Below are 23,281 nucleotides of genomic sequence, written 5' to 3'. Positions count from 1 at the left end.
GTTGCTAAGCTCATGTCCATGATTATCGCCATCGTCAACCAGCACAACACTCAGGACCGCAACATCGTCGCACGCAACCTGGCCGTGCTACGCGCACGCAGCGGACGCAAAGTCTGCCTGGCCATGCCGGAGCATGCGCGCGACGACAGCGACTGGTGTGCAGACCGAGGCGCCGCCGCCATCCTGCCACGCATCGAAGCACGCCACCTCAATAACCGGACCGCCGGCAGCAGGCTTGCCCAACTGCGTTTGCTATTCAACGATATGCTGATCGATGCCGGCACGCGCGACACCGAGGCAAGCCGCTGTGCGCTCGCAGCCGCGCGACTGGTCCTGATTCCGGTACGTGGCGCCGAGATCGATTTAGCAAGCCAGTACGCGTTGATGACACGCCTTAACGCGGCACGTGCGCTAAACCGGAATCTGCCCGTGATGTTCCTCATGGTCAGCGGCGCCTGCGGCCCGGGCAACCACGAGCGTGAAGCCGTGCTGGCGCACATGTCGCGCGTTGCCGGCGCCACGCTGGCGACTACCGTGTTGCGAGAGCCAGGCGTCCGCGGCTTCGGCGCCGGCCGCTGCGCAAGTGACGGCCTTACGCCATCCGCCGATATGGCAGAACTCTACCGGGACGTGTACGGCCCCTGAACGATCAGAGGAAGGGCCAGCTGAGAATCCCCTTGACGTGCAGGATCGGCCGAATAGTGAAATAAGCGATGACCAGCGCAAACGCAGCCAGCGAGCGTGGGTCGCCCAGGAATGCGAGCCAGACGCCGCCCACCATGACAAAGGCCATCAACAGCACGAGGCACACCTCTATGCTCTGGAAAAAGACGCCCGCCGCCCGCCACACGCGCACAAACTGTTTTCTGAGTTCCTGGTAGTCCATGATAGGAACGGCAACCATGCCGATTTTGAAATTTCGCCCGTAGAAATGAAAAAATCGCCGGACGAGCGGCGATTTAGGCATTATGCTAACACAGCGGCAGAAAGCTCGCAGAGCGTGACGCCATACCAAAGGAGTGTGTGGATATGAGCAAATCCAAATCGCCATCCAGCCCCATCGCGCCTCCGGTTTACCGTCCGCCGCAAGGCAAGTCCGTTACCGCGCCAAAGGCCGTGCAGCTCAAACCAAGCGCTGTGATTCAGCGAATGCAGGCTTTCTGCCGTTGGTGTACGACACCCAACTGCCATAACGGTTCGATCTGCAAAGGATCAGGTCACAATGCGGGCATTTATGCAGGCCGTGTGGACGACCAGAAGCGCCTGGAAAGCGTGTATGGTACCCGCGTCAGTGGCGCTACCCATCAAATGGAACACCCGTATGGCTACAAGGTCCTCGCGGGGCCAATGCATCAGACGGGGGCTCGCGCCGCCACGCCAGCCACGCGGGAGATCGAACAGCAAGCGCCGGCGTATCACGAAGAACTTCGCCAGCATCGCACTCATGAGGGAACCGGCAATAGCGGCAACGCAAGGGAATCCGGCCTGAACGCGGAGCAGTATCGCAACTGGCAGCGTACCGCGCTGGCCGACCAGAATCCGGAACTGGCGATGGCAATTAATCAGATGACGTATGCGCATCAGGCTCTGCCCCACAACCCTGTGGCCCTGGCTCAGGCAAACAACTCGTATGGGGCCATGGTCAACAATATGGGCCCCATTCCTTTTGGCACACCGGGCGGCGTGCAATACCTGCCCGCGCCGACCGACGACCAGAAGTTCGACATGCTGGTATTCCGCTTCCAGGTCACGTTTAAGCGCGACCCGACCGATGAAGAACAACTGGCATTGATCGCCAAATACAACTTACGGGTGTCCTGGCTTTGATGCATCAAGCAGGCGAAGATCCGTCTCAAGGCGGATGTCATCGGACGCGCTCCCTACCATCAGTTTAAATTCGCCCGGCTCCGCGCCCCACTTCAACTGGCTGTTGTAGAAAGAGAGCATGTCGCGGTCGATGATGAACTGCACGCGGCGGTGCTCGCCCGGCTTTAGATGGACCTTCTGGAAGCCTTTCAGCTCCTTCAAAGGACGCACTACCGATGCGACCATGTCGCGCAGGTACAGTTGCACCACTTCGTCGCCTTCGCGCGCTCCGCTGTTGGCAAGGTCGACGGACAGCGTGGCTTTGCCGTCGCCACGCAATTCGCTGTGGTCCAGCCTCAGATCGGAATAGGTGAAGCTGGTGTAGCTCAGGCCACGGCCGAAGGCGTAGCGCGGCGTATTGACTGAATCGATGTAGGCGGACTTGTACACGACATTGTGTTCGTCCGTGACCGGGCGCCCCGTGTTGTACTGCGCATAGGACAAGGGAATCTGGCCTACGCTGCGCGGGAACGTAATCGGCAGCTTGCCCGACGGGTTGTAATCGCCAAACAGCACATTCGCCACGGCGTTGCCGCCCTCAGTACCCGGGAACCAGGCGTAGACGATGGCGTCCGCCTGATCGGCGATGGTATTGAACACCAGCGGACGGCCAGCCAGCATCACGACCACCAGCGGTTTGCCGGTTGCCTTCAGCGCAGCGAACAACTTCTCCTGCTGGCCCGGCAGTGTGATGTCGGTGCGTGACTTGGCTTCACCGCTCATATCCCAGGTTTCGCCAATCGCCAGCACAATCACATCGGATTGCGCGGCGGCCGTAACGGCGGCATTGAGCGCGGACGCGTCCAGCGTCGCGCAGCCGGGCGCGCAGGCCTGGGCGTGCACGACTTCCGTGCCCTTTCCCGCATGGCTACGCAAGCCTTCGAGAAGGCTGGCCACAGGCGCGCGGTCGCCCTGCACTACCCAGCCGCCCTCAAGGTCGCGCTGCGAATCAGCGAGCGGGCCAATGACGGCGATGCGCTTCAGGTCGCGGCTCAGAGGAAGCGGTGTCGCCGCAGCACCCGGCACTCCGTTCTTCAGCAACACCATCGACTTCTGTGCCACGTCCAGCGCGGCGGCACGGTGCGATGCATCGCCCAGCACGGCCTTCTCGCGCGAAGCATCCGAGAACTTGTAGGGATCGTCGAACAAGCCAAGCTCGAACTTCTTATACAGGATACGGCCAACGGCATCATCCACCAGTTTCATCTTCACCTTGCCGGCCTTGACGGCTTGTTCAAGGTGCGCCGAGTAGGCATAGCCTTCCATATCCATATCGCTGCCCGCCGTGATGGCCTTCACCGCCGCGTCGGACAAATCGGCCGCGTACCCATGCGGCACCATTTCGCGTATCGATCCCCAGTCGCTGACGACAAAGCCCTTGAAGCCCCAGCTGCCTTTCAGGATATCGCGCTGCAGGAAAGCGTTGCCGGTGGCCGGCACGCCGTTCAGCGTATTGAAAGAGTTCATGAAGGTCGCAGCGCCCGCGTCCAACGCAGCCTTGAATGGCGGCAGATAGACCTGGAACAGCTGCTGATTGCTCATATCGACTGCGTTGTAGTCGCGGCCTGCGATGGCGGCGCCATAGGCCGCGAAGTGCTTGGCGGTCGCCATCACGGCATCGGTGCCGCCCAGCTTTTCACCCTGGAAGCCCAGCACGCGCGCTTTTGCGATTTGCGAGCCGAGATAAGTATCCTCACCGGCTCCTTCCATCACCCTGCCCCAGCGCGGATCGCGCGACACGTCCACCATCGGTGCGAAGGTCCAATGAATGCCCGACGCAGCAGCTTCCTGCGCCGCGATATGCGCGGACAGACGAATCGCATCCATATCCCACGACGCCGATTCGCCCAGCGGTACGGGGAACACGGTCTGATAACCGTGGATCACGTCGAGGCCGAACAGCAACGGGATCTTCAGCCGGGATTGCAAAGCCAGCGCCTGGATCTCGCGCGTGTCCGCGACGCCCTTCACGTTCAGCATCGAGCCGACACGGCCGGCGCGGATATCCGCCAGCTTGTCCGCATAGTTGCTGCTGGTCGGTCCGGTGAACTGGCGGCCGGAGAGCTGGTGCAACTGGCCAACCTTCTCGGCCAGCGTCATCTGCTTCAGCAAGGCCGCCACCTTGCGCTCGATCTGTGCATCCTGGGCATGCGCCAGGATGGGAGCGGCCAGCAGCAAGCCGGCCGCAGCGCGTGCCAAGGCCGCACGGTGCGATGTCTTCATTTGTATTGTTTCTGTTTTTGATCGTAGTATGCCTTCAGTGTGTAGAAGGCCTGCTTTTTCTTGCCGCTCTGAGTCAGCAAACCCTTGCGGTTCCAGAAGTCCTGGAAGTAAGGATGCGGACGGCGTGGCGAACGGAAGTCCACCAGCACCCACGGCGTCATGCCGCGCAAGCCTGGAATCGCATCCAGCATCTTGAACTGATTGCGATACAACTGGTCCTGATACTCTTCACTCCAGCGCGAATCGGCATCGCCGTGGTAGCCGCCCAATGCGTCCGCGCCAAACTCGGTGATGATGACCGGCTTGTTGGCCGTGATATTGAAGTGGAATTTCAACATATCGCTGTTGTTGGCCCAGTACCAGCCTGCGTATTCGTTGAAGCTGACCAGATCCAGCTTGTCCGCCAGCGGATCTGCCACGGTGATTTCGTCGCCGGTACGATGTACTTCCAGCGCGGCGCCGACCAGGCGCGTGGTGTCCAGCGAACGGACGGTATCGGCCATGCGGCCCATGAAGTTCGTGCGCACCTCGCTGACCGGCGTCTCGTTACCGATGGACCAGATCACCACGCTGGCGCGGTTGCGGTCGCGCACGATCATATCGGTCATCTGCTGCTTCGCATTGTCGAACACTTCCGGCTTCTGCCAGGAGATGGTCCAGTACACCGGCACCTCAGCCCATACCAGCAAGCCCATTTCATCGGCCAGGCGAATCATCTCTTCGCTGTGCGTGTAGTGCGCCAGGCGCACGTAATTGCAGTTCATCTCCTTGGCCCATTGAAGCAGCATGCGCATATCGCCCTCGCCGCGCAAACGGCCCGGAATCAGCGGATTCTCGTCATGCACCGAGACGCCGCGCAGGAAGATCGATTTGCCGTTCAGCAGAATGTCGCGGCCATGCGTGACGATGGTGCGGAAGCCGATGCGGTCATTCACTGTGTCGGTGGCGGAAGACAACGTCACGCCATACAGCTTGGGATCTTCCGGCGACCAGTAGTGCAGCTGTTTGGCTGTCAGCGGAATGCTGATGGCGGCGCGGCCATCAGCACCCGCATGTACGGTCGTTTTGATGCCGGCTTCAGGAATGGTCACCGTCACATCCTGCGCGCGCTGCGGGCCATCGATCTGCACGAAACCTTCGATGCGGCGCATATCGCCTTTCGCCAGCTGGATCTGGTAATCGGCGATGTGCGTCTCCGGCACTTCGGCCAGCAGCACATCGCGCGTAATACCGCCATAGTTCCACCAGTCCGTGCTCACGGTCGGGATATCGTCCTGATGGCGCGTATTGTCGGCCTTGACGATCACTGTGTTCTGACCCGGCTTCAGCTTTCCCGTGACGTCGAACTGGAACGGCGTGAAACCGCCCTTATGGCTACCGATCTTCTTGCCATTCAGGTAGACGTGGGCTTCGTAATTCACTGCGCCAAAGTAGAGGAAGTAACGCTTGCCCTCCTTCGGTGCGGCGTTGAACTGCTGGCGCATCCACACGGTGCCTTCGTAGTTCTCCAGCTTTGCATCCTGCGAATTCCAGTCGCCGGGGATCGCCAGCGTCGGCGAGCCTTCGAAGCTGTACTCCACGATGTCGCCCTTGTCCTTCGGTTTGCGGTCATCGTAAAAACCACCACTGCCGCCTTCCGATTGATCGTAAGGCTGGCGGCGGTAGTTGTAATAACCCGTCTCATACGGGTCCACGATGTAGTTCCAGCGGCCATCCAGCAGCAGGTGCTGGCGGCCATAAATATTGTGCAGCGCCGGCTCGGCGGACACGCTGCCACAGACTAAAACGGTTGCAGCCAACAGCAACTTCAAAGGGGACCAACGCATGTGCACCACCTTTCGATTGGAAAACGTTTAACAGATACTATTGGATTTTTTGCTACAGGTAAAGCTGTACGAGTTGACGTTCGGATAAATTTGGTGCTAACTTAAGTAAAACGTTTAACTTACAAGAAAACTACGGAGACACCCTTGCCCAAGCTATACCCGCGCCCCTTGCTGCTGCGCGCCGCTATTCTCGCGGCACTGTCCGCAACGCCCTTCATTCACACCGCGCATGCCGCAACGAGTATCACGCAGCAGGAGTCCGCGCTCGCACCGAAAGCCGTGCTGTCGGTGATGGAACGCGCCGCCGACTGGCAGCTCGCCAACCCCAGCAAACATCGCCCCGACGACTGGACCCAAGCCGTCGGCTACAACGGCATGATGGCCCTCGCCGGCATCTCCGGCGACCGCAAATACCGCGACGCCATGGTGCAGATGGGCGAGAAGAACGGCTGGAAGCTCGGCTCCAATCACTACCACGCGGACGACCACATCGTCGGCCAGACTTACGCAGAACTCTACCTGCAATTGCGCGAGCCGAAGATGATCGCTCCCATGCGCGCCCACATGGACGACATTCTCGCCAATCGCCGCAGCGGTCCGCTGGACTTCACGGTGAAGGGTAACCAGGAACGCTGGTCGTGGTGCGACGCGCTGTACATGGGGCCTCCGACCTGGCTGCGCCTGTGGGCCGTGACCGGCGACCTGCGCTATCTGGACTTCGCCGTCAGCGAATGGTGGGTGACCTCCGACTACCTGTACGACAAGGACGAACACCTCTACTTCCGCGACAGCACCTACTTCGACAAGCGCGAAGCCAACGGCAAGAAGGTCTACTGGGGCCGTGGCAATGGCTGGGTGATGGGTGGCCTGGTGCGCATGCTGCAGTATCTGCCGGCCAGCCACCCTGCCCGCGCGAGCTTCGAACAGCAATACCGCGACATGGCCGAAAAAATCCTCACACTGCAGCAGGACGACGGCCTGTGGCGCGCCAGCCTGCTCGATCCTTCCAGCTATCCGATGAAGGAATCCAGCGGCTCCGGCCTGTACACCTATGCACTGGCCTGGGGCGTCAACCAGGGCATGCTGGATGCGCAGCGCTTCGGTCCTGCCGTGCGCAAGGCCTGGCAGGCGCTGGTCGCCAACGTCAACGCGGACGGCAAACTGACCCACGTGCAACCGATCGGCGCTGCGCCCAAGACCTTCGACAATGAGCTGACCGAAGTCTATGGCGTCGGCGCCTTCCTGCTGGCCGGCAGCGAAATGTACCGCATGGCCGTGATGGCGCAGGCCAAGCCGCAAGTGGTCACGATCCGCAATCCGTCCGACGTGCTGCGCGGCGATGAACTGGCCGAAGTCGCACTGGGCAGTGCCCCGAAGGCACCGGTAGTGATGGATGCCTCCACTTCCGCCATCCTGACCTCGCAGACGATCGGCAAGCAGCTGCTGTTCAGCGTGAACATCCCCGCCCACGACACGCACCGCTACCTGCTGCTGCCCGCCGACCGTCTGGCAGCTGTGCCGCCGGCGGACGTGAAGACCCACGCGCGCTTCGTGCCTGAACGTCTGGACGATTTCGCCTGGGAGAGCGACCGCATCGCGCACCGCGTCTACGGCCCGGCCATCATCAAAGACCCGAAAGAGCACTTGATCAGCAGCGGCGTGGATGTGTGGGTCAAGCGCGTGCGCTACCCGGTCGTCGACAAGTGGTACCGCACCGGCGACTATCACGCAGACCATGGCGAAGGACTGGACTACTACAAGGTCGGCCCTGCGCGCGGCTGCGGCGGCACCACGATTTACGCCGACGGCAAGCTGCATAACTCGTCCAACTTCGCCGGCTGGAAGGTGCTGGCTGACGGTCCGCTGCGTTCCGTATTCGAGCTGCGTTTCGCCAATTGGGACGCTGGCCAGGGCCGTCAGGTGTCGGAAGTGAAGCGTTTCTCCATCGACGCCGGTTCCAATATGACCCGCGTCGAAAGCAAGTACACCAGCACCAGCAAGGCTCCATTGACGGTCGGTGTCGGCATCGTCAAGCGTGATGGCGACGGCCAGTACGCCAGCGATGCGGCCGCAGGATGGAGCAGCTATTGGGAGCCAGCAGAGGGCAACCAGGGCAGCACTGCCTGCGCCGTGATCGTGCCGGGCGGCGCCAAAGGATTTGCCGAAGCCGAAGGCCAGCAGCTCACCCTGGCCGACGCGCAGCCGGGCAAGCCTTTCGTCTACTACCTGGGCGCCGGCTGGAGCAAGAGCGGCGACTTCGCGGATGCCGCGGCATGGCAGTCCTATGTGCGCAACTTCGCCCAGCGCCTTCAGGCGCCGCTGGCCACCAGCATCGGCAAATAGAAAAACAGGGCCTGCGCCATACCGCAGGCCTTTTTTAGACCGGGAATTGGAAACGTTCCCAATAATTATACGGAGACTTAAAAATGCATCCACACCCCACCCTGCGCCCCATACCGGCAGCGCTTGCACTCGCGCTTCTCGCACTGTCGTCAGCATCGCACGCGGACGACACGAAGCTTGAAACCGTGGTCGTTACCGCCAACAAGCGCGCCCAGAATCTGCAGGACGTACCGGCATCGATCACGGTGCTGAATGACGCCACGCTTCAGCGCAATAACGTGCGCGACCTGGAAGACGTGCCGAATCTCTCCCCTGCGCTGACGCTGTCCTACGGCACGCAGCCGGGCAACTTCAGCATCAATATGCGCGGCATCGGCACCTTCTCGCTGGGTATCGGCGTCGAAGCGGACGTATCGGTGATTGTGGACGATGTCCCGCTGGGCATGCAGGCCAACGCCTTCCGCGACCTGGCCGACGTCTACCGCATCGAAGTGCTGAAAGGCCCGCAAAGCACGCTGTATGGCAAGAGCTCGATTGCCGGCGCGCTGAACATCACTACCAAGCCAATCGGCGGTCCGGTGAAGACCACGGCTTACGCCTATCATTCGAACGATGACGAATGGCGTGCAGGCGCCAGCATTTCGGGCGCCGTGTCCGACACGCTGCGCGCGCGCCTCGCTGTCAGCAAGACCGATTTCAAAGGCACGCTGAACGACCTGACTACCGGCGGCAAACTCAATGGCAGCAAGGGCGACAACGTCAGCGCCAAGATCGAATGGCATCCGATCGACGAGTTCACCGCGACCTTTATGCCGCACTACAACCGCACCGAAAAGTTCTGCTGCTCGAATGCGTTCAGCTCCATGTCGCCGGGCGGCATTTACCGCAATGCGCCGCAGCTGCCGGTGTCGCTGGTCCTGGCCGGCATCAATATCGGCCCGGACAACCGCTCCGTGCGCAACGACTATCCTACCGGCGGCAAGTTCCACGACATCGGCGCAGGCCTGAAACTGGACTGGACCTTTGGCGACGGCAGCCCGCTGGCAGGCCACACGCTGAGCTCCATCTCGTCCTTCGACAAGTATCACATGGACGACTACCAGGACAACGACAATACCGACGTCGACATCCTGCCTTTCCTGCTGCTGCCGAACGGCCAGCCGACCGGCATGCACGGTGGCCTGTATCAGTATGGCTTCTTCAACGTGCGCTCGACCACGCAGGAATTCCGTCTGACCTCTCCGGACAAGGGCGCGATCCGCTACGTGGCGGGCCTGTGGTATGGCCGTAACGCCCTGACCCGCGAGCTGACCAAAGTGCCGCTGATTCAGGCTTACGGTACGTCCTACGGTGCGGATGCCTACAACATCAACAAAGCGGTCTTCGGCCAGGGCAGCTGGGACTTCCTGCCCAATACCAGCCTGACGCTCGGCGCGCGCTACAACCTGGAAGACACGGGCTACAACTTCCGCCGCTACACCGTGCCACCGCAAGCCTTTGCGCTGACCGAGTTCTACACCAAGAACGACAGCAACAACAGCCGCACCGGCAAGATCGGCCTGGAGCACCGCTTCAATCCGGACACCATGGTTTATGCGATGGCGTCCACCGGCCACAAAGGCGTGGCCTACGACCTGACCAGCGGCTTCACCGCCGCCACCGCCGCCCTGCCCGCCGTGCCGCCGGAGTCGGCCCGCAGCTACGAGCTTGGCCTGAAACAGAGCCTGCTGAACAACCGCCTGATGTATTCCCTGGCCCTGTTCCGCACCAACTTCAAGCACTTCCAGCAATCGTCCAGCTTCTTCGACAAGGACGGCACCTTCCGCACTGGCCTGAACAGCATCGGCGGCCTGCGCACGCAAGGTGTGGAACTGGAAGGCAGCTACCGCGTCAACCGCGACCTGCAGTTGAACGGCAGCTTCGCTTACACCGAAGCGACCATCCGCTCGTTTGAAAACGGCCCTTGCTACAACGTGCTGAATGCCGCAGGTACGGGCGCTACGCCAGGCCCGGGCTGCGCGCCGAATCCGAAGTTCAACAACACCAATGTGCAAAACCTGGCCGGCAAAACGCTGCCGAACGCGCCGAAAGTACGCGTGAACCTCGGCGGCCAGTACGACATTCCGTTGCCAAACCAGAGCTTCGGCGGCTTCGTGGCCTTCAACACCCGCTTCCAGAGCCGCACCCAGTTCTCCCTGAGCCAGGACCCGATGACCGAACAAGGCGCCTACAGCATCACCAACCTGAGCTTCGGCGTGAAGGACGTGCGTGACCGCTACAAAGTCACCCTGTTCGCCAACAATCTGTTCGACAAGCGCTACGCCGCAGGCCTGAACAGCACCATCGCCAGCAGCAACTGGAGCAGCCGCGCACCAAATCCACCGGTAGTCGTCAACACCACCGAATGGATGCCCCCACGCGACTTCCACCGCTACTTCGGCCTGCGCGTAGAGGGTACGTTCTAAAGGCAGCGTTGTGCGACAATCGCGGCATGGAGAAATTTGAACTACGCCGCGATCGTTTCGCTTTGTTTGACGGGATGGATAGTCCCGCGCTGAATCTGACCTTCACGCTGGACTTGCCGGACTTCCGGCCCTGGTGCAAAGCCCAGGGCCTTCCTCCCTTCCATGTGATGCTGTGCGCCGTGCTGCGTTCGATCCTGAAGATCGAGAACTTCCAGTACCGGATACACGATGGTGAAGTGATCCGCATCGACAAGCTCACGCCTTCGTTCACCGCAAAAAACCAGCACAACGACCTGAATTTCGCCATGTTCGAATGGTCGGATGATTTGCGCGAGTTTGTGGCGCGCAGCCAGGCGGCCGGCGCGGAAGCGTCTACGATGGCGGGGCTGAATCAGAAGTACCGCGCCATGTCGCCGCGCGAGGCGAAGGAACAGGTATTCGTGACCTGCGTTCCCTGGCTGGACTTCACGTCGATCCAGCACCCGACTGCGGCCCTGAAGTCACCGGATATCCCATCGCTGGCATGGGGCAAGTTCAGGGACACGCCGGGCAACCGCGTACACCTGCCCTTCTCCGTGCAGGTGCATCACGGCTTCGCGGACGGCTACCACATCCACTTGCTGGCGCAGCAGATCGCCGCCGAGCTGACGGCGATCATGCAGGCTACTGCCACTTGATCGGTGTGGCTGTTTTCGACAGCATCCAGCGCGCCAGCATCTGGCCCAGCGTGCGCCAGGTGCCGACGTTGGACATCACGTAACGCTGATACGACCACACGTAGATCATTTGCGCGATGGCGCCGCTGACGCGCACGTGCCGGCTGCCAATCGCGCGCAGCAGAATGCCGACGGTACCGAACGGGCCAAGCGACACCAGCGCGCCATAGTCGCGGTAACGGAAAGCCGGCAGGCGTTCGCGGTCCAGGCGCAGCAGGTGGTCCGCGAGGAAGATCGCCTGCTGCCGCGCGGCCTGCGCGCTGGGCGGCACCATCACATTGGTGCGCGTGTTGACGATCGACGCGCAATCCCCCATCGCAAACACATGCGGATCATCGCGCGTGGCGAGGCATTCGCCGACCACGATCTGCTGGTTGCGGTTCACGGCCAGACCAAGCTGCGTGGCCAGACCCGAGCCTTTCACGCCCGCGGCCCATACGGTGATCGCCGAGGGGAAGCTTTGCCCGTCGGTCGTCAGCACGGCGTTGTCGGTCACTTCAGCCACTGCCGTTTCGGTGCAGATTTCGATGCCGATGGCCGCCAGACGTTTTGCCGCGGCAGCTGACACCGAACGGTCCAGTCCCGGCAGCACGCGATCCGAGCGTTCCACGATTCGAATGCGCACGTCACGGGCGAAGTCCCGCTTGCTGACGCGGTAGCGCACCAGCGTATCGACGGTGTGGCGCAAGTCGGCCGCCAGTTCAACGCCGGTCGCGCCCGCGCCGACGATCACAATGTCCAGGCTCTGGCCCGTCATGCCTGCGGCGAGGCAGCGGTCCAGGAAGCGCTGGCGGAAGGCTTCCGCCTGTTCGACCGTATCCAGCGACAGGCAATGATCTTCCGCGCCGGGCACGCCAAAGAAGTTGGTCACGGCGCCGAAGGAAAGCACCAGGCGGTCGTATTCAATCACGATCTCCGGCGAGGACGCATGCGGCAAATGGCGGCGTACCGTCAGCGAACGCTCGTGGCGATTCACATTCACCACATCGCCGCACACGAATTCGAACCCGTTGTCGATCGCCTGGCGGGCGTAGTCGATGTGGTGGGTGGCCGGGTCAATCGTTCCCGCTGCGACCGAGTGCAGCAGGGGTTTCCAGAAATGGGTGGGGGCACGATCTACAAGAACGATGCGGCGTTTGCCGCGCTTACCGAGGCTGCGACCCAGACGGGTTGCGAGTTCGAGTCCTGCGACTCCACCACCGACGATAACGATTGATTTCATGCTTTCCTCCCTTCTTGATGAATTCAGCTTGTACAGATATTGAGCCGCGCGCTATAGGCAGCGTTCACTGCGCGCGGCGAATCGGCGACGACAAGAGCGTCTTCGGGGGCGACTTCAAGCAGGCGCAGAACCACCTGATAAGGCGATTCGTGACCGCTGTCGGTGAAGTCGGCGCCAGCCAGCACCACGGAGAAAACGTGATGGGCCGTATCACCGAACATCGACTGCAAACGCTTCTCCGCCAGGTCGTGGGGAAGCTCGGTGATCAAGGCGCAGTGCGAGCCGTCGCTCTGCACCTTGCGCAGCATGGAGGGGTTGAGGGTTGCCAGATCGAAGATTACCGCTTGCGTTGCCATTTTGACTCCTTTCGCAGATAACGATTTGACTATAGTGGAGCCTCACATAAAATAAAAATAAAATATCTTCGTAAATCCATTAGGGATCGCTTATGTATCCAACCAGTTTCAAGCAGCTCCAGGCGCTGGCCCAGGTGGCCCGCCACGAGAGCGTTTCGCGCGCCGCCGAGGCCCTGCACGTCACGCAGCCAGCCATTTCTTTGCACCTGCGATTGCTGGAGGAATCGGCCGGCATGCCGCTCACGCGCAAGCACGGACGCAATATCCAGCTCACCGCAGCGGGCGAGCTGCTGGCCGGTTATGCAGAACGTTTGCTGACACTGTGGGAAGAAGCCGGCGATGAAATCGCAGCACTGAAAGGCGTCACCAGCGGTACTTTGCGCATCGGCGCCGTGATGACGGCGGAGCACTTGCTGCCGCCGATGCTGGTGCGCTTCACGACCGGCCGTCCGCATGTGCGCATCAAGCTGCAGGTGGGCTCGCGTCCCGAAGTGATCGGCATGTTGAGCCGTAATGAAATCGACCTAGCGATCATGGGCACGCCGCCGCGCGAGTTTCCCACGCATGCGGCGCGTTTCGCCCGTCACCCCATGGCTTTCTTTGTCGCGCCCAATCACAGCCTGCTGAATGGACCGCCCGTGACGCTGGCCGAATTGGCGCGGCACAATCTGCTGGTGCGCGAGCGCGGCTCAGGCACGCGTACGGCGATTGAGCGGCTGTACGGCACGGCGAATTTGCCGCTGTCGATTGGCTCTGAACTGTCCAGCAATGAAGCGATCAAGCAGATGACGGCAGCGGGCCTCGGTGTTGCGTTTCTGTCGCTGCACGCCTGCACGCTAGAATTGAAAAGCGGCCTGCTGACGCCCCTGCCGATGGAAGGCATGCCCTTCGAAGGCGACTGGCACGTGATCCATAAAACCGACCGCCCGATGCCGACTGTGGCCGCGTCGTTCCAGGACTTCATCGTGCAGCACGGTCAGGAAGTGATCAGCGATGAGCTGGAACGGATCGGCAAGTAAAGTTTGACTAGTAATAGCTCAGTTGGTGTGCAAAAATCCATTAGCACCTAGCCATTTAGAAGCTGGGGCATGATCGATGGAGGCCCACCCGTGTCATCCACACCTATCCCGCCCGACCTGAAACGCGTGGCGATCGAATTCAATCGCGGCTTTGGCTCGGTCGTCGCATGGCAGTTCCTCGCCAAACACGGCGTGGCGCCGGAGCAGATCTTTGCCCTGCTGCGCGACGCTGAAGGGCCGGAACGCGCCATTCCCCTGATGCAGTCACGCCGGCGCCTGTTCCTGGTAAAGCCTTGACCGCCTTACTTCCGCTGTTGACGGAATAACCAATCGCGCCACCAGAATCCCGGGTAGATGTCGGCCGGTGGCTGGTGATCCAGGCCTTGGTACTCCCGCAGTGATACTTGCCGTGCACCCTGGTTTGCAATGGTTTGAACGAATCGCCTGTCCGCAGTGATGGGATTCTCCTCATCCGCGTTGCCATGGATCGCCAATACGGGGAGATGAATGAAAGTGCCTGCCTGGGAGTCTGGCGGCGCCACGCCCGAAATGGGAACGATACCGGCGAACACACGGGGGCCCATCGTTGGCAGCAACCACGCTGCTGAGCCGCCCATGGAGAATCCGGTAGCGTAGAGTCGTGACTTGTCCACGGGATTAACCGCCGCAAATTGAGCGACCAGTTCCAATGCATCCTGAAGCGCCGCCGACGCTACGGCATGCTGGTCCGGCGCTGCGGGGCCATAGTTCGCGCTGCGGATCGGAAATTGCGGGATCAGGACAAACGCTTGATAGCGATCGCGCACCTCGGGCATTGTCCAGCTCTTGGCGAGCCGTTCCAGCTGGCTTAGATTATCCGTGCCAATGCCTCCCGAACCGTGCAACTGAACCACCAGCGGATACGATTGTCCCTGGCTCAGCCTCGATGGGCGAAGCAAGCGATATGGCAATTGTGTCCCACGCGATGAGGTAAAGCTGGCGCTCTCGAATTGATCTGAGGAAACAGCTTTGAAAACATCCCGCCCCAGGGGCGCCGGATTGTCCACCAGGACGTGCCGCCCTGGCGCTATGGCACAGCTTGTCAGCGCTGCGCAAAGGAGAAAAGCGGAAGCGATTGTTTTTTTCATTTAGTCCGTTCGGCGAACACTTGCCCATTTCATCAATTTCCGATATATTGAAAAAAAGTTCGGCATAGCGGATTTATTCGTTATCAAACTATTTTGCATCAAGAGTCGGTTTTCCGACGCCAACCTGCCTCTCCCGGGCAAGGTGGATGCCATTGCGGCGATGCGGCCTATTAACGGCAACGAAGCGGGTGCGACATGGTTGCTCCGAATCGAGCCAAGATTTCTGGAGAAACCATGACAACTCAGACTTCCTTCACTCCCTCCCAAGACGTCAGCGCCTGGCGCAGCGACTTCCGTTTGACCCACACCTTTCAGGTCGTATCACATACCAGCGAGCCTAACGCCGGCCAGCTGGAATCGACGCTGAAAAACTTCAAAGCGCAAATCGAGAAATGGGTCATCTTGCGTCGTGGCGGCTGGCACGAGCATAGCATTACCGTCGAGGGCATCAGTGACGATTCGGCGCGCGAATTGCGCAAGGAACTCGCCAGCCTGAATGGCGAGATCAAGGTGCACGTCGAACATATGCTTCACTTTGAGAGCGAAGCCGTTCACGCCTGAGATCAAGTATCGGGGCTGGGCGACAGCTTGTCGGCGTGGCGATGGATCAGCTTCCACTCGCCGTCCTCGCGGCGGAAAATTTCCGTGACGCGGAGATTCATCTCGGTCTTTTCCGATTTGCCTTTCATCGCCACGTTGGAGCGCTGGATGCCGACCCAGTAAGCCAGAACACCGTCACTCGCCTTGTGCATGATGTCGAAGGCGTTTTCGCTGCCTTCGGCGAATGCATGCGAGCCCTGTTCGTTCGCCTTGTTGACTTCTTCAGCGCCTTGAACGCAGTCGCCCTTGGGTCCGAAGATTGTCGCAGGCGAAGTCGGCGTCGAGATTTCCTGCAGTGGGCGGTAGTCGCCATTGACGAATGCCGTTGATGCTTCTTCCCGCCGCTGCAGAAAATGCGGGAAGTCGAGAGATGTGCTCATGATGCCCTCCGCGTCGCTATCCGGCAGTGATGTTAGCGGAATGCGTCTGGCAAACGGCGCGCAGTTGCCCGATCTTGCTTTCTAATTTCTGAAATGCCAGAATCGCTTGCACACCTATCTGCGGGGATCTCCATGAAGCCATTGCAGCGCCTCATCTTTCTGTCCACCTTGATGCTGACCGCTTACAGCGTGCACGCTGTGACGCTGCCGCCGGCCGTCATTGCTGATCCGGTTCGCGATCAAAAAAATCCGCCGGCAAACAAGCAGCTGCTGATTCCTAGTGCAGGCGTGGGCATGAATGCCTTGATGATGAAGGCGTCAGGGGCCGGTCCGAAACCGACACTGGTGCTGCTGCATGGCCTGCCCGGGAATGAACAGAATCTGGATCTGGCGCAGGCAATACGCCGCGCCGGATGGAATGTGCTGACCATGCACTATCGCGGCAGCTGGGGATCGCCCGGCAACTTCAGCATCGAAGGCGCGATTGAGGATGCAGCGGCGGCCATGAGCTTCCTGCAGCAAGCGGAGAGCGCAGCCAAATACAACGTCGATCCACACCGTTTGTATATCGGTGGCCACAGCATGGGCGGCCTGGCCGCAGCGCTTTACGTCGCCAAACACCCCGACGCGGCAGGACTGGTGCTGCTCGATGCGTGGAACGCTGGCCTCGATGGCAAAGAGCTGGCCGAGCATCCCGACATGATGAAAGAGTTTGTCGCGGCTTTCGATGATCTGGGCAACAGCCTGGCAGGCACCGATGCTGAACATCTTGGCGACGAAATTAAACGGCACTCGGACGAGTGGAATTTGATCAATTACGCACCGGCACTGGCTGCCAAACCGGCACTGGTGATCGGCGCAGCCAAAGGAGGCGGCGAGCCGAACAAAAAGCTGGCTGACGCCATTCGCGCTCAGCACAAAGGCAAAATCACCAGCCTCACCATGGACACCGATCATCCATTCACCGACCACCGCATCGCCTTGTCAGCCGCAGTGGTAAGCTGGCTACAGCATCAGCCAGCGGCGAAGCCCTAGCACTGCGCTGGCAGCACGGCTGTAGACCACGGCGCAAGCAGCTGCCAGCCCAGGCTCAGATACAGGCCACGCCCCTCTTTCGTGGCCACCAGCAGGCGCTCGGTCGCCCCGGCATGTTTGGCCAGCTCGTCCAGTCTCTGCATGACGAGCGTGCCCAAGCCCCGGCGGCGGTGCGATTCCGCAGTGACGATCTGATCGAACACGGCGCATCCCTCATGCGTTGCAGTGCGGCCTGAGGCAGCCTGCTCTCCAGCTGCATGCAGCACGCGTACAAGCGTTGTGGCGCCGTCCTCCACGACGTCGATGCGATACCCAGACGGCAGTTCTGTTTGCCTGGATAGCGATTCAGGCCCGCGCATCAGATAGCCCGGGGCCTCCACCGTCCATCGCGCTGGCAGCGCAGTGCGTAGCACCTCAGGCTCAACCGCCGCCTTCAGATAGATGTGCGGTGCCTGTATGCGGTCGGCACAAGCCTGCAGCGCTGGCCCGGCATCCGGAAACACATAGCGGCGCAGCTGCAGCGGCATGCCCACTTCAACGCGCAATCCACCTTCTTCCCTGACAGGCAGTGGCACGCCGCGCGACAAACTCCAACCCGTCAGCCAGCGTTCCAGCAAGGGCAAATCGATCCCGGTCATACCCGCTTCTCTCTCGCTCAAATCTACCAGCTCGCAAGCCTAGCAGTTTTTGCAAGCTATTGCTGGGAACCCTCTTGCTCCGGCGGATAGGTAATTTGAAGGCCGTCGACCTGCGCGAATGGCGTGAGCTTGTGGGGGCGGCGCTGGCGCGCATCGATGATGTCGTCCACACGCACGCCGCGGACCAGTAAGGCGTCCGCCACCAGCGAACGGTGGCAGCGCCACGGCACCGCCTCCGCGCACATCAGCACGCAGCACTTTTCGCGGCCCAGCTCCTTGACCGTCTCGACGTTGGCCGCAAATTCTTCCGTCTGCATGTAGTCGGCATAGCCGCGGAACGATTCGTTGCGCCAACCTGCATTGGGAGAATCCTTGCGCGGACGACGCAGGCCGCCAAGGCCGCGCAGGTAACGGTACTCGATGCCCGCTTCGGCCAGCGAAACGGACAGCTGGTCCTGGCCGAACTGCGGATTATGGCGCGACTTTGGCACCGTACGGATGTCGAGCAGACAGGCGATGCCGTTCTGCCGCAGCAGTCCGATGAACTCCTCGATCGTACGGTTCGAATGGCCGATGGTACAGACAAGTTCCTGTGTCATTCGTCCATTCTGGCATGAACGCTCCGCGCGCAGCGCACCGCCCATGAACTTGCTGTGGCTTGATGAGAGCCATATCAAAAATGATATAGCTCGCGAGCATTTAGTTATTGGAGATACATACCCGAAGGGGATAACATGATCCGCACCATCGCTTTGGAGTCCCGTAATGCCAGGTCCTGTTTCTGCTGCATCCTCCGTCGTTGAACCGCAATCCCAGTCCAGCGCCAGCTACGGCGCGGTGATGTCGCTGCTGGCGAGCCTGTTCTTCACCTGGGGCTTCATCACAGTCATTAATAACACCCTGCTGCCGCACTTGCGCAGTGTGTTCGAACTGAATTACACGCAGACCACGCTGATCGAATCGGTATGGTTCATCGCCTACTTCGTGGCATCGATTCCTTCAGCAAAGCTGATCGAGCGCGTCGGCTACAAGAAATCGCTGGTGATCGGACTGACGATCATGGCGGCCGGTGCGCTACTGATGATCCCCGCGGCCCGTCTGCCTTCCTATGCGGTAACGCTGTGCGCGCTGTTCATTGTCGCTTGCGGCATCACGCTACTGCAGGTGTCGGCCAATCCTTATGTGACCGTCGTCGGCTCGCCGCAGACCGCGTCTTCGCGGCTGAATCTGGTGCAAGCCTTTAACTCGCTGGGCACCACGCTGGCGCCGCTGTTCGGTGCTTACCTGATCCTGGGACGTTCCACTTCCGGCACCGCCGGCGCAGGCCAGGTGCTGACGCAGGCCGAGCGGCTGGCCGACGCGCAAGCGGTACAGCTGCCTTATCTGATCGTGGCGGCCGTGCTGGTGGTGCTGGCACTGGTCATCGCGCGCTTCCCGCTGCCTGCGCTGCATCACTCGTCCACGGCACGCGCCAGCAAGGACCAGCGTGCATCGATGTCGCTGTGGCGTCACCGCAATCTGGTGTTCGGCGTGCCGGCCATCTTCATTTATCTGATCGCGGAAATCGGCGTCGCCAACCTGTTCATCAATTTCGTTGGCCAGCCAAACATCGGCAACGTGAATCACGAACAAGGCGCGCATTACCTCTTCCTGCTATGGGGCGGCATGATGGTTGGCCGCTTCGTCGGCAGCTTCCTGATGCGTCTGACCACTGCGGAACGCGTGCTGGCAGGCTGCAGCATCGGTGCCTTTATCGTCATGATGATCGCGGCACTGGGTTCAGGACACGTCGCAATGTGGGCGCTGATCTCGGTGGGCCTGTTCCACTCCGTGATGTTCCCGACCATCTTCACGCTCGGCATCAAGGGCCTTGGCCCGCTGACCGAAGAAGGCGCCGGTCTGCTGATCATGGCGATTGCAGGCGGCGCGCTGGTCGTGGTGCAGGGCTGGCTGGCCGACACCTTCGGCCTGCAGCTGTCTTTCCTGCTGACCGCCGCATGCGAGCTGTATGTGCTGTTCTACGCCGTGTGGGGCGCGCGTCCGACCAACGCGTTCCCCGACGAGCACGCGGAATAAGCTAAGACCATAGCCAGCGCAAAGCGTCCGCCAGGATGGCGCCGCCGTGGCGCAGAGAGTGGCCACCCTCGCCTATCACCAGCTGGTATGCGTAGCCGCGATAAGCCAGCGCTTCCGCCAGCTGGCGATTGGCCAGTTGCCAGTGCCCGAACGTGATGTTCAAATCATGCTCGCCCGTTTGCAGGAATACCCGCAGCGGGCGTTGTTCTTCGCGCCGCACCCGCTTCGCACATTGATCACCGCCGCGGATGTCCACAAAGCTGCCGCAATGGCTTAGCACCTTGCCGAATGCGTCCGGACGTTCCCATGCGGCGTTGAAAGCACAAACGCCACCGGAGCTGATGCCGGCCAGGCCACGCTGCGCAGGGTCCGAGGAGATGCGGTAGCCTTCCGTCGCTTCCGGCAGCAACTCTTCCAGCAGGAAACGCACATAGGTATCGCCTTGTGCATCGTATTCGATGCTGCGATTGTCGGAGCCGCCGTAGACCGGCAAGCCCGGTCCCCTCTCGCCAGGATCGACAAATACGGCGATGGTTGGCGGCAGTTCACCGCTCGCGATCAGGCTATCCAGCACACGCGCTGCATTCGCTTCCGGCCCCAGATAGCGGGAGCCATCCTGGAATACCAGCAGACTGGCGTCCGCGCTACCGTCGTACTGCACGGGCACATACACCGAATAGTTGCGTTCGACGCCGGGATAGATCTTTGCGCCGCGATGGCGCCGGCGCAGGACCGGGCCGGCGGGCACAGAATCCGGCACCTGGATGGCCTGATAGGGCTCAGGACGTGACAGTGCGCGCGCAAACGGCTCCAGATCCCGCGCCGGAATCGCCGGCAAAGCGTCGGACAGCGCCTTCATCACTCCCTGCAGTGCGGCATCGATGTCATACATGGCCACGCTCCACTAATCGTTCAAAGCCCGCACGCGCGTGTGCCAGACCATCTTCACGCTCAAGCAGGCGGGTATCGTGCTGCGCCGCCAGCAGCAAGGCATAGATCTCAAAGACCAGCTGTTCCGGATCGGTGCCAGCTGCGAGCTGCCGCTCTGCGACAGCCAGCCGTGCGTTGCTGATGAAGGCCTCGCGCCACGCCCGCACACTGCTCGCGAGTTCGTGCCGCACGGTGCCCGGCCGGTCGTCATATTCATACGCGCAGCTGATGTAGAAGCAACCGGCGGTCGAGCCGGACGCCACTTGTTGCAAGCTGGTGTCGAACAGGCGCCGCAGCCGCGCCAGGCCCGGATTCACGCGGCGCGCCGGCGACATCACCTCCGATTCGAAGCGGCGCCGATAGTTTTCCAGCACCGCCAGTTGCAGCGTCTCGCGGGTACCCACGCGCGCCACCACGCCGCTCTTACTCATCTTCATGGAATCGGCCAGCGATCCCAGGGTTAGTGCCTCCAGCCCGCCATGGCTTGCGACCGATAAAGCGTGGTCCAGGATGGCGGCGCGGGTTGTCTCCGATTTGCGAGGGATCATCCAAATCTCCCATTTTTTCAGTTAACCTGTCATACATGTTACTGTAATATCTCCGAACAAATCCACAATTTTGCAAATTTTCCGTCAAACATATACGACAGGTTATGAATACGATCTTGCATCTGGGCCTTGGGGCTTTTCACCGCGCGCACCAGGCAGCCTATCTACAGGCCTTGCACGACAGCGGCGATACCAGCTGGCGAATGGTCAGCGCAAATATACGCCCCGATGCGCAGGACCCCGCGCCCGGATTGCGCGCGCAAGCTTGCCGCTACACGCTGGAGACGGTCAGTCCGAACGGCGGCCGGCGATACGCCACGATCAGCGCACTGTCCGATGCGATTCCTTATGCGCCGGGGCTGCGCGAAGTCGTCGCACTCGGCGCTGACAGCAACACGCGCATCATTTCCTTCACCGTCACGGAAGCAGCTTATTTCCTCGACGACGACGGCCGGCTGGATCTGTCGGCTGGCGAGCTGCAGCAAGCCCTGGCCGACGCGCAAGCCGGATTCCCCGGCACGAATATCTACAGCGTGCTCACCGCCATCCTGCGCGAGCGCACGGCGCCGGTCACCCTGCTCTGCTGCGACAATCTGCGCCACAACGGGCGCCGTGTGCAGCGCGGGCTCCAGCATTTCCTCGCCCTGCTCGGCGACAGTCATTTGACCAGGTGGGTCGCCCAGAACACACGCGTGCCGAACACCATGGTGGACCGCATCACGCCGCGCGCCACACCGGAAGTCTGCACGCGTGTGCGCGCCGCGACCGGGCGCGAAGACCCGATGGCGGTCAGCTGCGAAGAGTATCTGCAATGGGTGATCGAGGATGACTTCTGCAATGGCCGTCCGGCATGGGAGCATGTGGGCGCGGAACTGGTCGCTGCGGTCGAGCCTTACGAGGAAGCGAAGATCCGCATCCTGAACGCCGCCCACAGCGCCATCGCCTGGGCCGGCGCGCTAGCGGGATACCAGTACATCCACGAAGCGCTGCGCGATCCCCGCATTCACGCCATCGCGCAACATTACATTACCGGCGCGGTATTCGACTGCCTGCGTCCAAGCCCCATCGATCTTGCCCGTTATCGCGACCTGGTGCTGGTGCGCTTCAGCAGCGACGCCATGAGCGACACGGTGGAGCGCGTGCTGGCGGACAGCTTCGCCAAGCTGCCTGGTTTCATTGTGCCGACGATTCGGGAGCGCATCGTACGCGGCCTGCCGCTCGATGCGGTGGCGCTGCTGCCGGCCCTGTTCCTGCAAGTGCTGCTGCGCTGGCATCGCGGCGAGCTGCAAACGCCCTACCACGATCAGGCGCGCGACCAGCAGGTCGCCAACGCGATCTGTATGGCGCGAGATCCGGTTGAATCCTTCTGCGCGCAACGCTCGATCTGGGCCGAGCTGGCGGACCACGCTACGCTGCGCAGCGCTATAGCAAAGGCGATGGCCGCATCAGTACCTGCTTGAGCGCGATGCTCGATTTGATATGCGCCACGCCGGGGATGCGCGTAAGCGTGCGGGTGAGGAAGCGCTGGTACCCATCCAGATCCGGCACCACCACGCGCAAGGTGTAGTCCGCGTCGCCCGTCATCAGAAAGCAGCTCATCACTTCCGGCGCGAGCGCAATCTGTTCCTCAAAGCGCGCGATGACTTCTTCCGATTGCGTGACCAGCGTGACCGCCACAAACACGCTGACCTTGCCCGCCAGCCGTCCTTCATCCAGCTGCGCAACGTAGCCGCGGATATAACCATTCTCCTCCAGCTGGCGCACGCGCCGCAGCGTGGGCGTCAGTGACAGCCCAACCTTCTCCGCCAACTCGCTCCAGGCCACGCGGCCATCACGCGCCAGCACTTTCAGGATTTTGCGGTCGGTTTTATCGAGCTCTGGCCCGTTAGTCATATTTACCTCAATTGTAGA

Annotated in this window: 23 protein-coding genes and 1 riboswitch; of the genes, 11 read left to right on the top strand and 12 right to left on the bottom strand. The window is 61.3% G+C overall.

The features are described 5' to 3' along the window. Positions 1-12: 12 nt before the first annotated feature. On the top strand, positions 13-645 hold the full coding sequence (locus tag AB4Z19_RS02370) for a hypothetical protein (RefSeq protein WP_442024507.1): 633 nt from the start codon (positions 13-15) through the stop codon (positions 643-645). A gap of 4 nt (positions 646-649) precedes the next feature. Here the strand turns inward: AB4Z19_RS02370 and AB4Z19_RS02365 are convergent, their stop codons facing one another. Beyond that, positions 650-967 carry a hypothetical protein gene (locus tag AB4Z19_RS02365; protein WP_442034126.1) on the bottom strand — a complete coding sequence of 106 codons (318 nt, stop codon included), beginning with the start codon at positions 965-967 and terminating at the stop codon, positions 650-652. 62 nt (positions 968-1,029) lie between these two features. Between AB4Z19_RS02365 and AB4Z19_RS02360 the strand changes: the two genes are divergently transcribed. After that, a complete protein-coding gene (locus tag AB4Z19_RS02360; RefSeq protein WP_442024511.1) occupies positions 1,030-1,827 on the top strand; it encodes a hypothetical protein in 798 nt (265 codons plus the stop codon). Here AB4Z19_RS02360 and AB4Z19_RS02355 read toward each other — a convergent pair. Both AB4Z19_RS02355 and AB4Z19_RS02350 read right to left on the bottom strand, forming a co-directional pair. Next, positions 1,807-4,089, bottom strand: coding sequence for a glycoside hydrolase family 3 N-terminal domain-containing protein (locus tag AB4Z19_RS02355; protein ID WP_442034124.1), 2,283 nt, complete (start codon positions 4,087-4,089; stop codon positions 1,807-1,809). The two genes, AB4Z19_RS02360 and AB4Z19_RS02355, sit on opposite strands and share 21 nt — an antisense overlap. Continuing rightward, positions 4,086-5,915 (bottom strand): glycoside hydrolase family 2 protein, encoded by a 1,830-nt coding sequence (locus AB4Z19_RS02350; RefSeq protein ID WP_442034122.1) that lies wholly within the window; start codon positions 5,913-5,915, stop codon positions 4,086-4,088. The genes AB4Z19_RS02355 and AB4Z19_RS02350 overlap by 4 nt, the downstream gene beginning before the upstream one ends. 144 nt (positions 5,916-6,059) lie before the next feature. Here AB4Z19_RS02350 and AB4Z19_RS02345 point away from each other — a divergent pair, with 144 nt between their 5' ends. From AB4Z19_RS02345 to AB4Z19_RS02335, 3 genes are all read left to right on the top strand, one after another. Beyond that, positions 6,060-8,258 carry a glycoside hydrolase family 88 protein gene (locus tag AB4Z19_RS02345; RefSeq protein WP_442034120.1) on the top strand — a complete coding sequence of 733 codons (2,199 nt, stop codon included), beginning with the start codon at positions 6,060-6,062 and terminating at the stop codon, positions 8,256-8,258. Between the two features lie 83 nt (positions 8,259-8,341). Beyond that, complete coding sequence (locus AB4Z19_RS02340; protein WP_442034118.1) at positions 8,342-10,723, top strand: TonB-dependent receptor; 2,382 nt, start codon at positions 8,342-8,344, stop codon at positions 10,721-10,723. Positions 10,724-10,749: 26 nt separating this feature from the next. Then, positions 10,750-11,400, top strand: coding sequence for a CatA-like O-acetyltransferase (locus AB4Z19_RS02335; RefSeq protein WP_442027745.1), 651 nt, complete (start codon positions 10,750-10,752; stop codon positions 11,398-11,400). Here AB4Z19_RS02335 and AB4Z19_RS02330 read toward each other — a convergent pair. Further along, positions 11,387-12,661 carry an NAD(P)/FAD-dependent oxidoreductase gene (locus AB4Z19_RS02330; RefSeq protein WP_442034116.1) on the bottom strand — a complete coding sequence of 425 codons (1,275 nt, stop codon included), beginning with the start codon at positions 12,659-12,661 and terminating at the stop codon, positions 11,387-11,389. The two genes, AB4Z19_RS02335 and AB4Z19_RS02330, sit on opposite strands and share 14 nt — an antisense overlap. A gap of 23 nt (positions 12,662-12,684) precedes the next feature. Continuing rightward, entirely contained in the window at positions 12,685-13,017 is a 333-nt protein-coding gene (locus tag AB4Z19_RS02325; RefSeq protein WP_442027742.1) for an HAD hydrolase-like protein, read from the bottom strand. Between the two features lie 92 nt (positions 13,018-13,109). Here AB4Z19_RS02325 and AB4Z19_RS02320 point away from each other — a divergent pair, with 92 nt between their 5' ends. Together AB4Z19_RS02320 and AB4Z19_RS02315 are read left to right on the top strand one after the other, a co-directional pair. Then, the gene (locus AB4Z19_RS02320) at positions 13,110-14,036 is read left to right on the top strand and encodes a LysR substrate-binding domain-containing protein (RefSeq protein ID WP_442034114.1); all 927 of its coding nucleotides are present in this window, start codon (positions 13,110-13,112) and stop codon (positions 14,034-14,036) included. 90 nt (positions 14,037-14,126) lie between these two features. Beyond that, positions 14,127-14,333 carry a hypothetical protein gene (locus AB4Z19_RS02315; protein WP_442027740.1) on the top strand — a complete coding sequence of 69 codons (207 nt, stop codon included), beginning with the start codon at positions 14,127-14,129 and terminating at the stop codon, positions 14,331-14,333. A 5-nt stretch (positions 14,334-14,338) separates the two neighbouring features. Here AB4Z19_RS02315 and AB4Z19_RS02310 read toward each other — a convergent pair whose 3' ends face one another. Beyond that, positions 14,339-15,163, bottom strand: a complete 825-nt coding sequence (locus AB4Z19_RS02310) for a dienelactone hydrolase family protein (RefSeq protein WP_442034112.1) — start codon at positions 15,161-15,163, stop codon at positions 14,339-14,341. 90 nt (positions 15,164-15,253) lie between these two features. Beyond that, positions 15,254-15,357, top strand: a riboswitch (SAM-I-IV-variant riboswitch). A gap of 40 nt (positions 15,358-15,397) precedes the next feature. Here AB4Z19_RS02310 and AB4Z19_RS02305 point away from each other — a divergent pair. Then, a complete protein-coding gene (locus AB4Z19_RS02305) occupies positions 15,398-15,724 on the top strand; it encodes a hypothetical protein (protein ID WP_442034110.1) in 327 nt (108 codons plus the stop codon). Positions 15,725-15,726: 2 nt separating this feature from the next. Here AB4Z19_RS02305 and AB4Z19_RS02300 read toward each other — a convergent pair whose 3' ends face one another. Next, on the bottom strand, positions 15,727-16,143 hold the full coding sequence (locus AB4Z19_RS02300; protein ID WP_442034108.1) for a YybH family protein: 417 nt from the start codon (positions 16,141-16,143) through the stop codon (positions 15,727-15,729). Positions 16,144-16,275: 132 nt separating this feature from the next. On the opposite strand from AB4Z19_RS02300, the gene AB4Z19_RS02295 reads away from it, so the two are divergent. Beyond that, on the top strand, positions 16,276-17,178 hold the full coding sequence (locus AB4Z19_RS02295) for an alpha/beta hydrolase family protein (protein ID WP_442029273.1): 903 nt from the start codon (positions 16,276-16,278) through the stop codon (positions 17,176-17,178). On the opposite strand, the gene AB4Z19_RS02290 is transcribed toward AB4Z19_RS02295, so the two are convergent. Continuing rightward, a complete protein-coding gene (locus AB4Z19_RS02290) occupies positions 17,175-17,816 on the bottom strand; it encodes a GNAT family N-acetyltransferase (protein ID WP_442029272.1) in 642 nt (213 codons plus the stop codon). The genes AB4Z19_RS02295 and AB4Z19_RS02290 overlap by 4 nt on opposite strands. Before the next feature lie 56 nt (positions 17,817-17,872). Further along, the gene (locus AB4Z19_RS02285) at positions 17,873-18,415 is read right to left on the bottom strand and encodes a DUF488 domain-containing protein (protein WP_442034107.1); all 543 of its coding nucleotides are present in this window, start codon (positions 18,413-18,415) and stop codon (positions 17,873-17,875) included. 166 nt (positions 18,416-18,581) lie between these two features. On the opposite strand from AB4Z19_RS02285, the gene AB4Z19_RS02280 reads away from it, so the two are divergent. Beyond that, the gene (locus AB4Z19_RS02280; RefSeq protein WP_442029496.1) at positions 18,582-19,892 is read left to right on the top strand and encodes a sugar MFS transporter; all 1,311 of its coding nucleotides are present in this window, start codon (positions 18,582-18,584) and stop codon (positions 19,890-19,892) included. Between the two features lies 1 nt (position 19,893). Here AB4Z19_RS02280 and AB4Z19_RS02275 read toward each other — a convergent pair whose 3' ends face one another. Beyond that, positions 19,894-20,784, bottom strand: coding sequence for an alpha/beta hydrolase (locus AB4Z19_RS02275; protein WP_442034105.1), 891 nt, complete (start codon positions 20,782-20,784; stop codon positions 19,894-19,896). Next, positions 20,777-21,370, bottom strand: coding sequence for a TetR/AcrR family transcriptional regulator (locus AB4Z19_RS02270; RefSeq protein WP_442026372.1), 594 nt, complete (start codon positions 21,368-21,370; stop codon positions 20,777-20,779). The genes AB4Z19_RS02275 and AB4Z19_RS02270 overlap by 8 nt, the downstream gene beginning before the upstream one ends. A gap of 104 nt (positions 21,371-21,474) precedes the next feature. Between AB4Z19_RS02270 and AB4Z19_RS02265 the strand changes: the two genes are divergently transcribed. Then, complete coding sequence (locus AB4Z19_RS02265; RefSeq protein WP_442026373.1) at positions 21,475-22,830, top strand: mannitol dehydrogenase family protein; 1,356 nt, start codon at positions 21,475-21,477, stop codon at positions 22,828-22,830. Here AB4Z19_RS02265 and AB4Z19_RS02260 read toward each other — a convergent pair. After that, entirely contained in the window at positions 22,793-23,263 is a 471-nt protein-coding gene (locus AB4Z19_RS02260) for an Lrp/AsnC family transcriptional regulator (protein WP_442026374.1), read from the bottom strand. The two genes, AB4Z19_RS02265 and AB4Z19_RS02260, sit on opposite strands and share 38 nt — an antisense overlap. Positions 23,264-23,281: the final 18 nt, after the last annotated feature.

Origin of the sequence: Pseudoduganella sp. RAF19, from assembly GCF_052114165.1 — a bacterium.
Lineage (GTDB): Bacteria > Pseudomonadota > Gammaproteobacteria > Burkholderiales > Burkholderiaceae_D > Rugamonas.
Note: the sequence above shows the minus strand (reverse complement) of the source record. Positions and strands in the feature narration are given on the sequence as shown.

Coding starts and splice junctions, on each gene's coding strand:
- AB4Z19_RS02370 (WP_442024507.1), top strand. CDS start 13: ATGTCCATGATTATCGCCATCGTCAACCAGCACAACACTCAGGACCGC.
- AB4Z19_RS02365 (WP_442034126.1), bottom strand. CDS start 967: ATGCCTAAATCGCCGCTCGTCCGGCGATTTTTTCATTTCTACGGGCGA.
- AB4Z19_RS02360 (WP_442024511.1), top strand. CDS start 1,030: ATGAGCAAATCCAAATCGCCATCCAGCCCCATCGCGCCTCCGGTTTAC.
- AB4Z19_RS02355 (WP_442034124.1), bottom strand. CDS start 4,089: ATGAAGACATCGCACCGTGCGGCCTTGGCACGCGCTGCGGCCGGCTTG.
- AB4Z19_RS02350 (WP_442034122.1), bottom strand. CDS start 5,915: ATGCGTTGGTCCCCTTTGAAGTTGCTGTTGGCTGCAACCGTTTTAGTC.
- AB4Z19_RS02340 (WP_442034118.1), top strand. CDS start 8,342: ATGCATCCACACCCCACCCTGCGCCCCATACCGGCAGCGCTTGCACTC.
- AB4Z19_RS02335 (WP_442027745.1), top strand. CDS start 10,750: ATGGAGAAATTTGAACTACGCCGCGATCGTTTCGCTTTGTTTGACGGG.
- AB4Z19_RS02330 (WP_442034116.1), bottom strand. CDS start 12,661: ATGAAATCAATCGTTATCGTCGGTGGTGGAGTCGCAGGACTCGAACTC.
- AB4Z19_RS02325 (WP_442027742.1), bottom strand. CDS start 13,017: ATGGCAACGCAAGCGGTAATCTTCGATCTGGCAACCCTCAACCCCTCC.
- AB4Z19_RS02320 (WP_442034114.1), top strand. CDS start 13,110: ATGTATCCAACCAGTTTCAAGCAGCTCCAGGCGCTGGCCCAGGTGGCC.
- AB4Z19_RS02310 (WP_442034112.1), bottom strand. CDS start 15,163: ATGAAAAAAACAATCGCTTCCGCTTTTCTCCTTTGCGCAGCGCTGACA.
- AB4Z19_RS02305 (WP_442034110.1), top strand. CDS start 15,398: ATGACAACTCAGACTTCCTTCACTCCCTCCCAAGACGTCAGCGCCTGG.
- AB4Z19_RS02300 (WP_442034108.1), bottom strand. CDS start 16,143: ATGAGCACATCTCTCGACTTCCCGCATTTTCTGCAGCGGCGGGAAGAA.
- AB4Z19_RS02295 (WP_442029273.1), top strand. CDS start 16,276: ATGAAGCCATTGCAGCGCCTCATCTTTCTGTCCACCTTGATGCTGACC.
- AB4Z19_RS02290 (WP_442029272.1), bottom strand. CDS start 17,816: ATGACCGGGATCGATTTGCCCTTGCTGGAACGCTGGCTGACGGGTTGG.
- AB4Z19_RS02285 (WP_442034107.1), bottom strand. CDS start 18,415: ATGACACAGGAACTTGTCTGTACCATCGGCCATTCGAACCGTACGATC.
- AB4Z19_RS02280 (WP_442029496.1), top strand. CDS start 18,582: ATGCCAGGTCCTGTTTCTGCTGCATCCTCCGTCGTTGAACCGCAATCC.
- AB4Z19_RS02275 (WP_442034105.1), bottom strand. CDS start 20,784: ATGTATGACATCGATGCCGCACTGCAGGGAGTGATGAAGGCGCTGTCC.
- AB4Z19_RS02270 (WP_442026372.1), bottom strand. CDS start 21,370: ATGATCCCTCGCAAATCGGAGACAACCCGCGCCGCCATCCTGGACCAC.
- AB4Z19_RS02265 (WP_442026373.1), top strand. CDS start 21,475: ATGAATACGATCTTGCATCTGGGCCTTGGGGCTTTTCACCGCGCGCAC.
- AB4Z19_RS02260 (WP_442026374.1), bottom strand. CDS start 23,263: ATGACTAACGGGCCAGAGCTCGATAAAACCGACCGCAAAATCCTGAAA.